Annotated in this window: 8 protein-coding genes and 1 pseudogene; 4 read left to right on the plus strand and 5 right to left on the minus strand. The window is 72.2% G+C overall.

Annotated features, from left to right (window positions below; genetic code table 11):
• Positions 1–133 precede the first annotated feature (133 nt).
• The 3 genes and pseudogenes from CA984_RS41105 to CA984_RS49125 form a co-directional block, all read left to right on the plus strand.
• Entirely contained in the window at positions 134–595 is a 462-nt protein-coding gene (locus CA984_RS41105; protein ID WP_086578751.1) for a ferritin-like domain-containing protein, read from the plus strand.
• A gap of 85 nt (positions 596–680) precedes the next feature.
• Positions 681–872 carry a DUF4236 domain-containing protein gene (locus CA984_RS41110; protein WP_012888841.1) on the plus strand — a complete coding sequence of 64 codons (192 nt, stop codon included), beginning with the start codon at positions 681–683 and terminating at the stop codon, positions 870–872.
• A 53-nt stretch (positions 873–925) separates the two neighbouring features.
• A pseudogene (locus tag CA984_RS49125) lies at positions 926–1,048 on the plus strand (hypothetical protein); the annotation flags it as partial.
• Here CA984_RS49125 and CA984_RS49130 read toward each other — a convergent pair.
• From CA984_RS49130 to CA984_RS41140, 5 genes are all read right to left on the minus strand, one after another.
• Complete coding sequence (locus CA984_RS49130; RefSeq protein WP_341351759.1) at positions 1,012–2,106, minus strand: glycosyltransferase family 2 protein; 1,095 nt, start codon at positions 2,104–2,106, stop codon at positions 1,012–1,014. The pseudogene CA984_RS49125 and the gene CA984_RS49130 sit on opposite strands and share 37 nt — an antisense overlap.
• On the minus strand, positions 2,103–3,119 hold the full coding sequence (locus tag CA984_RS41125; RefSeq protein WP_086578753.1) for an iron-containing redox enzyme family protein: 1,017 nt from the start codon (positions 3,117–3,119) through the stop codon (positions 2,103–2,105). Before CA984_RS41125 ends, CA984_RS49130 begins: the two co-directional genes overlap by 4 nt.
• Before the next feature lie 135 nt (positions 3,120–3,254).
• The gene (locus CA984_RS41130; RefSeq protein WP_086578754.1) at positions 3,255–3,998 is read right to left on the minus strand and encodes a class I SAM-dependent DNA methyltransferase; all 744 of its coding nucleotides are present in this window, start codon (positions 3,996–3,998) and stop codon (positions 3,255–3,257) included.
• Positions 3,999–4,106: 108 nt separating this feature from the next.
• On the minus strand, positions 4,107–5,849 hold the full coding sequence (locus CA984_RS41135; RefSeq protein WP_207621234.1) for a proline--tRNA ligase: 1,743 nt from the start codon (positions 5,847–5,849) through the stop codon (positions 4,107–4,109).
• Positions 5,850–5,916: 67 nt separating this feature from the next.
• Entirely contained in the window at positions 5,917–6,576 is a 660-nt protein-coding gene (locus CA984_RS41140) for a hypothetical protein (RefSeq protein ID WP_133061935.1), read from the minus strand.
• A gap of 114 nt (positions 6,577–6,690) precedes the next feature.
• On the opposite strand from CA984_RS41140, the gene CA984_RS41145 reads away from it, so the two are divergent.
• Positions 6,691–7,630, plus strand: a 940-nt coding sequence (locus tag CA984_RS41145; protein ID WP_086578756.1) for an acyl-CoA dehydrogenase family protein, incomplete at its 3' end; no start/stop codon positions are given.

Consider the following 7,630-nt stretch of genomic DNA (forward strand, 5'->3'; position numbering starts at 1 on the left):
TGCGGAGACTGGAGCAGAGGGCGGCGGCGCTCCGCCCCCGCCAGCTCGACGGGGCCTCCCCCGCCCTGGCCCAGCTGATCGCCTCCATCGGCGCCTGTGAGGCCGCGCACGCCGTGGCCCTGTCGAGGTTGCTGTGAGTGCCGACCAGGGGCTCGGCACGGCCCTGGCGGCCGAGCACGCGGCCGTCTACGCCTACGGGATCATCGGCGCCAGGTCCACGGGGAACCTCCGCGCCGTCGCGACGGACGCCTTCGACGCCCACCGCGCCCGCCGCGACCGGCTCCGCACGCTGATCGTCTCGCGCGGCGGCACCCCGGTCGAGCCGAACGCGAGCTACGAGCTGCCGGTCACTCCGTCCACCGCGGCCCAGGCCGTGGAGCTGGCCGTGCTGGTCGAGCGGGGGGTGACCAGCGCCTACCTGGAGCTGACCGCGTCCGGCGACCCGGCGCTGCGGAAGATGGCCGCGCTGGCCATGCAGGAGTGCGTGGTCCGCGCGTACGGCCTGCGCCCGGAGATCGACGCCTTCCCCGGCATGCCCGCGCCGCCCGCTCCCAGCCCCACTCCCACTCCCACGGCGACGACCCCGTCGCCGTAGCCATGCGAACCATCCCTGTTTGCTCACGTTTGGACCGGCGCTGACGGGTAGCTGAACCTCCGCTGACACGTCAAGGGAGGAAGCAATGGGCTGGGGATACAGGAAGTCTCTGAAGTTCGGTCCGTTCCGTCTCAACCTGTCACGGAGTGGAGTCGGCCACAGCTGGGGCAACCGCGCCTTCCGGGTCACCAAGACCGCCGACGGCCGCCGCACCCTGAGCGTGAACCTGCCGGGCGGCTTCCACTGGCGCAAGACCCTCGGCAGCGGCTCCCGGTAGCCGGCGGGCGGCGGGCGGCGTTTCTCGCCCGCGACACCGGGCACAGTCTTCACATGCGACACAAAGCGGACAATCCGGTCACAGTGACCCCATGTGAAGACGGGCCGTTGTTGCTGCGGGGCCCGTTCACGCTGACGACTCAGGACGGGGCCGTCATCGACCCCGGCAGGGCCACGGTGGCGCTGTGCCGCTGCGGGCGCTCGTCGTCCAAGCCGTTCTGCGACGGCTCACACAGGCCGGCCGGGTTCCAGGCCCGGAGCGAGCCCGACGACCCGCCCTGACGGCGCGCCCTGAGCCGCCGGACCGGATGCGCGGAGACGCGCATCCGGCGTCCGGCGTAGGGCACCCCGCCGCGCAGGAACCGGGCCCCCAGCGCCAGCCAGCTGCAGGTGGCCCGCTCCAGCAGCCACACCGGGGCGAACAGCGCGGTGACGGCGGGGAAGACCCGCCGGCCGCCCGCCCTGCGGCGGCCGATCTCGGCCAGCCCCACCGACAGCCCCGCACAGGCGAGGATCGTCCCGTGCCGCCGCCGTAGCAACCCGGCGGCCAGCGCGGGCAGGACTGCCAGGAAGACCGCCATCCGGGCGGGCTGCGCCAGGTCGTCGTAGGCCTGCCGTACGCGCTGGGACCAGAACCTCGCCGGATCGGGCGGAAGGCGGCGGACGTAGAGCCCGCGCGGGCGGCGTTCGCGCCCGCCGTGGGCGCGGACCGTGCGGATGAGCTCCAGGTTCTCGAACAGCACGTCCCCGTCGTAGCCCCCCATCTCCAGGAAGGTCGACCGGCGCACCCCGAACGTGCCCGGGTAGTCCGCGCCGAAGCTGCGGTTGAGCAGCGCCCGGGCGGTGTCCCAGCGGGCGTGCCAGGGCAGCGGGTCGAAGTAGTTCTGCGGCCGGACCAGGTCGGCCGCGCACAGCAGGGCGTCGATCCCGGCCAGCTCGGCCTCGCCGTAGCGGACGTCGTCGTCGGCGATGACCACGTGTTCCGCGCGGGCCCGGCGCATTCCGGTGATCACCCCGTTGACCTTGCCGTTGGCGTAGGCGAGGTCGGCGTCGGGCCTCACATGCCGGACCGAACCGCTCCAGAGGGCGGCGTGCCGGTCGAAGAGCTCGGCCGGGGAGCCGTCGACCACGATGACCCGCACGCTCCGGCGGAGCCGGCGCAGGTAACCGGTCAGCTCCTCCAGGCCCGAGTCGTCGTCCCAGCGCAGCGGCAGCACGTAGTCGAGGTCCATCATCGGTCGCCCACCGCCAGACCGGCCTCGCGCAGCGAGGTGGTCCCGCGCGTCCAGCGGTCCAGGAGGCGCTCGGCGAAGATCCGGTCGAGCGCGAGGGCGCAGGCCGCCCCGTACAGGACGTCGCCGGCCAGGGCGGGGTGCTCGGCGGCGAACCCGCCGCACATGTCGTGCGCGGCGATCTGCTCGTGGACGGCGTCGGCCTGCACGTGCTCGTCGTAGAAGCGGCAGGCCGTCGCGCCGCCGCCCAGCCGCCTCAGGCCCCGGCCGTACTTGAGGTTGGGGAGCGAGGAGGTCATCTCCAGGGCCGCGAGATGCCCCAGCAGGGCGCCGCGGTGCCGCCGGTGCAGGCCGAACAGCGACATGACGTTGCCGATCGCCAGGGTGATCGCCGGAACCCGGTCGAGGTGGGCGCCGTAGGAATCGTCCAGGTCCAGCTCGCGCATCGTGGCCCGGAACAGCTCCGAGTGCATCCGTTCGAGCCGGCCCCCGCCGTACTCGTCGGCCTGGATCTCCACGAGGGCGGCTTTGGCGCGGCCCCGTAACCGGGGGATCGCCCACGTGTGCGGGTCGGCCTCCTTCAGATGGTAGATCGACCGGTGGGTGACGAACTCACGGAACTGGCCGAGGTCGGCCTTTCTCTCCAGGAACGCCGCCAGGCAGGGCCCGTCGCCGTCGGCGGCCACCAGCCCGGCCAGGGCCCGGCGCATGTGCACGGGCAGCGCGTGCGGCACCGGGAACGGGCGCGGCACGGCCTCCGCGAGGCCCTCCTCGAACCGCCGCTCCAGCTCCTGCCTGGCCCCCAGCAGCGACGGCTCCCACTCCCATCCGTCGTCGACCCCGTCGAAGCCCTGGTAGTGCAGCTCGTAGCAGGCGAAGAGCGCGAGCTGCAGATCCTCGTCCTCCACGGCCCGTCCCCCCGCGGGTCCGGGCAGCGGGCCGATCTCGTGCGGCGGGCCCGCCAGCGCTTCGAAGAGCAGGGCGGTGACGGGGCCTCGGGGCGCGGGTAGCTGCATCGCGTTCTCCTCGTACGGCGTAGGGCTCGGCGGACGGGGCCGGGGCGTCGGCGGAGAGGATCGACGGCCGGGTCGTCGGCGAAAGGCGCGGCGGGCAGGACCGGAGACGCGGGCGGCAAGGCCCGGCGTGACGGGTCAGCGGCGGTAGACCGACACGTGCGCCCGGCTGTCGTCGGTGAAGGGGGCGCCGCGCCAGTCGGCCCATCGGTGTTCGCGCTCCATGCCCGCCAGGCGCGCCATCAGGTCGAGCTCGGCGGGCCAGGCGTACCGGTGGTTGGCGGGCAGCAGCCGCAGACCGCCAGAGGTCAGGTTGACCTTGGTCGTGTACATCATCTGGTCGGCCGGGGACAGCCGTGCCGCCTCCGCGAAGACCCTGTCCTCGCTCAACGACAGCAGGCGCAGCGCCGTCCCGTTCCGGAACGCCGCCAGATCGGGTATCCACGCCTCGACCACGAACCGGCCACCCGGCCGCAGATGGGCCGCCGCGTTGCGGAAGCAGGCGACCTGGGCGTCCTGCGAGGGCAGCGCGAAGATCGTGTTGATGGCCAGCACGACGAGGGCGAACTCGCCCTCGACCCGGGTCTGGGCGAAGTCGCCCACCGTCACCGGGATGCGGTCGCCTCCGGGCTTGGCGCGCAGGACCTCCACCATCTCCGCGGAGCCCTCGACGCCCGCGACGGTCAGCCCCCGTGCCGCCAGGGGCAGTGCCAGCCGGCCGGTGCCGATGCCGAACTCCAGGACGGGCCCTCCCCCGGCCAGCTTGTGCAGCCGGTCCACCGCGGACTCCGTGGAGGTGTCCGCCATGGTCGTGTCGTAGATGTCGTCGTAGACGTCAGCGATGGCCCGCCCGTACGCGGACGCGTCGAACACCTGTGCCATGAGACCCCCGTTCCCTCGTCCCCACTGGCTGACCTGCCCGTACGGCAGCCGGCGGAAACGCGGGCGGGGCCCGGCGGCCCGCGGCGCGTACGGCCGCGGGCCGGCGGATCAGGCGCGGCAGGCGGCCACGACCCGGTCGGCGGCCTCGCCGATCGGGATCTCCTCCTTCACGCCGGTGACGCGGTCGCGCAGCTCGACGACGCCCTGGGCGAGCCCCCTGCCGATGATCAGGATCGTGGGCATGCCGAGCAGCTCGGCGTCCTTGAACTTCACCCCCGGGGAGACCCCGGCGCGGTCGTCCACCAGGACGCGCAGGCCGCGGGCCTGGAGGTCTTCGGCCAGCCGGGTCGCGGCCTCGATCTGGCCGTCCTTGCCGGTGCCCACGACGTGGACGTCCACCGGGGCGACCTCACGGGGCCAGACCAGGCCGAGCTCGTCGTGCCGCTGCTCGGCCAGCACGGCCACGGCGCGGGAGACGCCGACGCCGTAGGAGCCCATGGTGACGCGGATCGGCTTGCCGTCGGGGCCGAGGGCGTCCAGCTTCGCGGCGTCGGCGTACTTGCGGCCGAGCTGGAAGATGTGGCCGATCTCGATGCCCCGGTCGATGGACAGGCCGGAGCCGCAGACCGGGCAGGCGTCGCCCGCACGGACCTCGGCGGCCTCGATCGTGCCGTCGGCGGTGAAGTCGCGGCCGGCGACCACGCCGGCGGCGTGCTTGCCCGGCTCGTTGGCGCCCGTGACCCAGGCGCTGCCGTCGACCACGCGGGGGTCGACGAGGTAGCGGATGCCGAGGTCCTTGAGCACCTGCGGGCCGATGTAGCCGCGGACCAGGCCGGGGTGCCTGGCGAAGTCCTCGGCCTCGAAGATGGCGGGCTCGCCGGGGGCCAGGGAGGCCTCCAGCCGCTTGAAGTCGACCTCGCGGTCGCCCGGCACGCCGACGATCAGCGTCTCGGACTTGCCGGTGCCGGGGGTGGTGACCTTGACCACGATGTTCTTGAGCGTCTCGGCGGCGGTGATGCCCAGGCCGTGATGCTCGTTGACGTGGTCGACCAGCGACTCGATGGTCGGGGTGTCGGGGGTGTCGAGGACCCGCAGGGCCGGCCGCTCACCGGTGATCGCGGCGGGGGCGGGGGTGGTGACCGCCTCCGCGTTGGCCGCGTAGCCGCACTGGTGGCAGGCGACGAAGGTGTCCTCGCCCGTCGCGGCGGGCGCCAGGAACTCCTCGGAGGCGGAACCGCCCATCGCGCCGGAGGTGGCGAAGCAGATCTTGTAGCCGATGCCGAGGCGGTCGAAGATCCTGATGTAGGTCTCGCGGTGCTGCTCGTAGGAGCGCTTGAGACCGTCGTCGTCCAGGTCGAAGGAGTAGGAGTCCTTCATGACGAACTCGCGGCCGCGCAGGATGCCGGCCCGGGGGCGGGCCTCGTCGCGGTACTTCGTCTGGATCTGGTAGAGCGTCACCGGGTAGTCCTTGTAGGAGGAGTACTCCCCCTTGACCATGTCGGTGAACATCTCCTCGTGGGTGGGGCCGAGGAGGTAGTCGGAGCCCTTGCGGTCCTTGAGGCGGAAGAGCAGGTCGCCGTACTCCGCCCAGCGGCCGGTGGCCTCGTAGTACTCCCGGGGCAGGAGGGCGGGGAAGAGCACCTCCTGCCCGCCCATGCGGTCCATCTCCTCACGCACGACGCGCGCGACGTTCTCCAGAACCATCTTGCCGAGCGGCAGCCAGGAGTAGACGCCGGGTGCGACACGACGGACATAACCGGCGCGGACGAGCAACTTGTGGCTCGGGACTTCCGCGTCTGCCGGGTCGTCCCTCAGCGTTCGAAGAAACAAGGACGACATGCGCAGCAGCACGGCTACTCCTAGCTAGCAGGGATCGATGGCTACAGGCTATCGACTCGCGCAAGCCGGTTGTCTGTCATTAGATGCCGACGGCGAACACGAAGTAGGAGCAAGCGATGATCAGCGCCACCAGCGCCGAGCGGAACCGGCCCCTCCCCCGCCGCAGCGAGCACAGCACCGCCACCGCGAGAGCGGTCACGACCAGCACGCTCCCCGGCCAGAATCCGGAGACGTGCTCCGCGCCGGCGGGCAGCGCCTTGTCCATGCCGTCGATGGCGACGAGCCCGACGAGCACACCGCCCGAGACGTCGCCCCAGAGGTCGTCGCGCTTGGTGAAGTAGGCCAGCAGGCCGAAGGAGGCGAGGGTGAAGAGCGTGAAGTTCAGCGTCGCGCCGTTGCTGCCGAGGCTCAGGAACTCGCCGCCCGACTTGAAGATCGAGGCGGCCAGCAGCGAGATTATCGGGCCGAGGGTGGCCAGCAGGCTGGTCAGCGCCGCCCAGCCGAGGCCGGCGGCGGTGCGTCCCACGATGACGACGAACAGCACGTAGACGTAGGGCTCGTAGATCGCGTACAGCAGGTCCGGCCCGTCGGCGAGCGCGGCCCCGAGGGCGCCGAGCAGCATCCCGCCGACGAATGAGAGCACCAGGTGGAGCACGATCGCCCGCTCCTGGCGGTCGTCGGCGAGAAAAGTAGCCGTGTAGTTCTGGTCCAACGTGTAGTTCTGGTCAACAGGAGCCACTGATCCCTCCGATCTGCATTCGCTTGTGGCCATGTGAAGCATATGTGACCTGCAAGGATGCACAAAATGTGCCAAATATAGTCTAACAAGCAATCGCTTGGTTATGCTGTCCGGGTGAGCCTGACCGAAGAGCAGCGCGAACTCCGCGAGGCCGTCCGCTCCTTCCTCGTCGAGCGCCCCGGAGCACCCTGGAGTCGCTTCGCCGCCGAGCTGGGCGTGGCGGGCCTGGCCATCCCCGAGGAGTACGGCGGGGCCGGGTGCGGGACGGCGGAGGTCGCCGTCGTCTGTGAGGAGCTGGGCCGCGCGCTCTCGCCCTACCCCTATCTGTCAACCGTCGTGCTGGCCTCAGAGGCGATCAAGGCCGCCGGGGACCCGTCAGCCATGGCCAGGCTGCTGCCCGGCATCGCCGACGGTTCCATCACCGCAACCGTGCTCTTCCCCGACGACGCCGATCTAACCTTGAGTGACGGAAAGCTCACGGGGACCGCCTGCTACGCGCTGGACGCCGAGGTGGTGCTGGCCTTCGTCGACGGCGAGCTGGTGGAGGCCGTCCCCTCGTCCCGTACCCCGCACACGTCCCTGGACCAGACCCGCCCGCTCGCCGCGTTCGCCTTCGACGCCGTCCCGGTCGTGCGGGTGGGCGACGGCACGGCCTGCGCCCGGGTCCGGGACCTGGGCGTCACCGGCCTCGCCGCCGAGCAGGCCGGCGGCGCCGCCGACTGCCTGGAGACGGCCGTGGCCCACGCGAGGCGACGCCACCAGTTCGGCCGCCCGATCGGCTCCTTCCAGGCCGTCAAGCACAAGCTCGCCGACCTGCTCCTGCTGGCCGAGTCGGCCCGCTCCGCCGCGCTGGCGGCCGCCCGCGCCCCGGCGGAGGACCTCCCCGTGCAGGCGGCCATCGCCGGCTCCTACTGCACCGAGGCCTACCTGACCGCCGCGGGCGAGAACATCCAGATCCACGGCGGCACCGGCGTCACCTGGGAGCACTCCGCCCACCGCCATTTCAAGCGCGCCACCGCCGACGCCCAGCTCTTCGGCCCCCCGCACGCGCACC

Source organism: Streptosporangium minutum (assembly GCF_002149035.1).
Taxonomy (GTDB): Bacteria; Actinomycetota; Actinomycetes; order Streptosporangiales; family Streptosporangiaceae; genus Streptosporangium; species Streptosporangium minutum.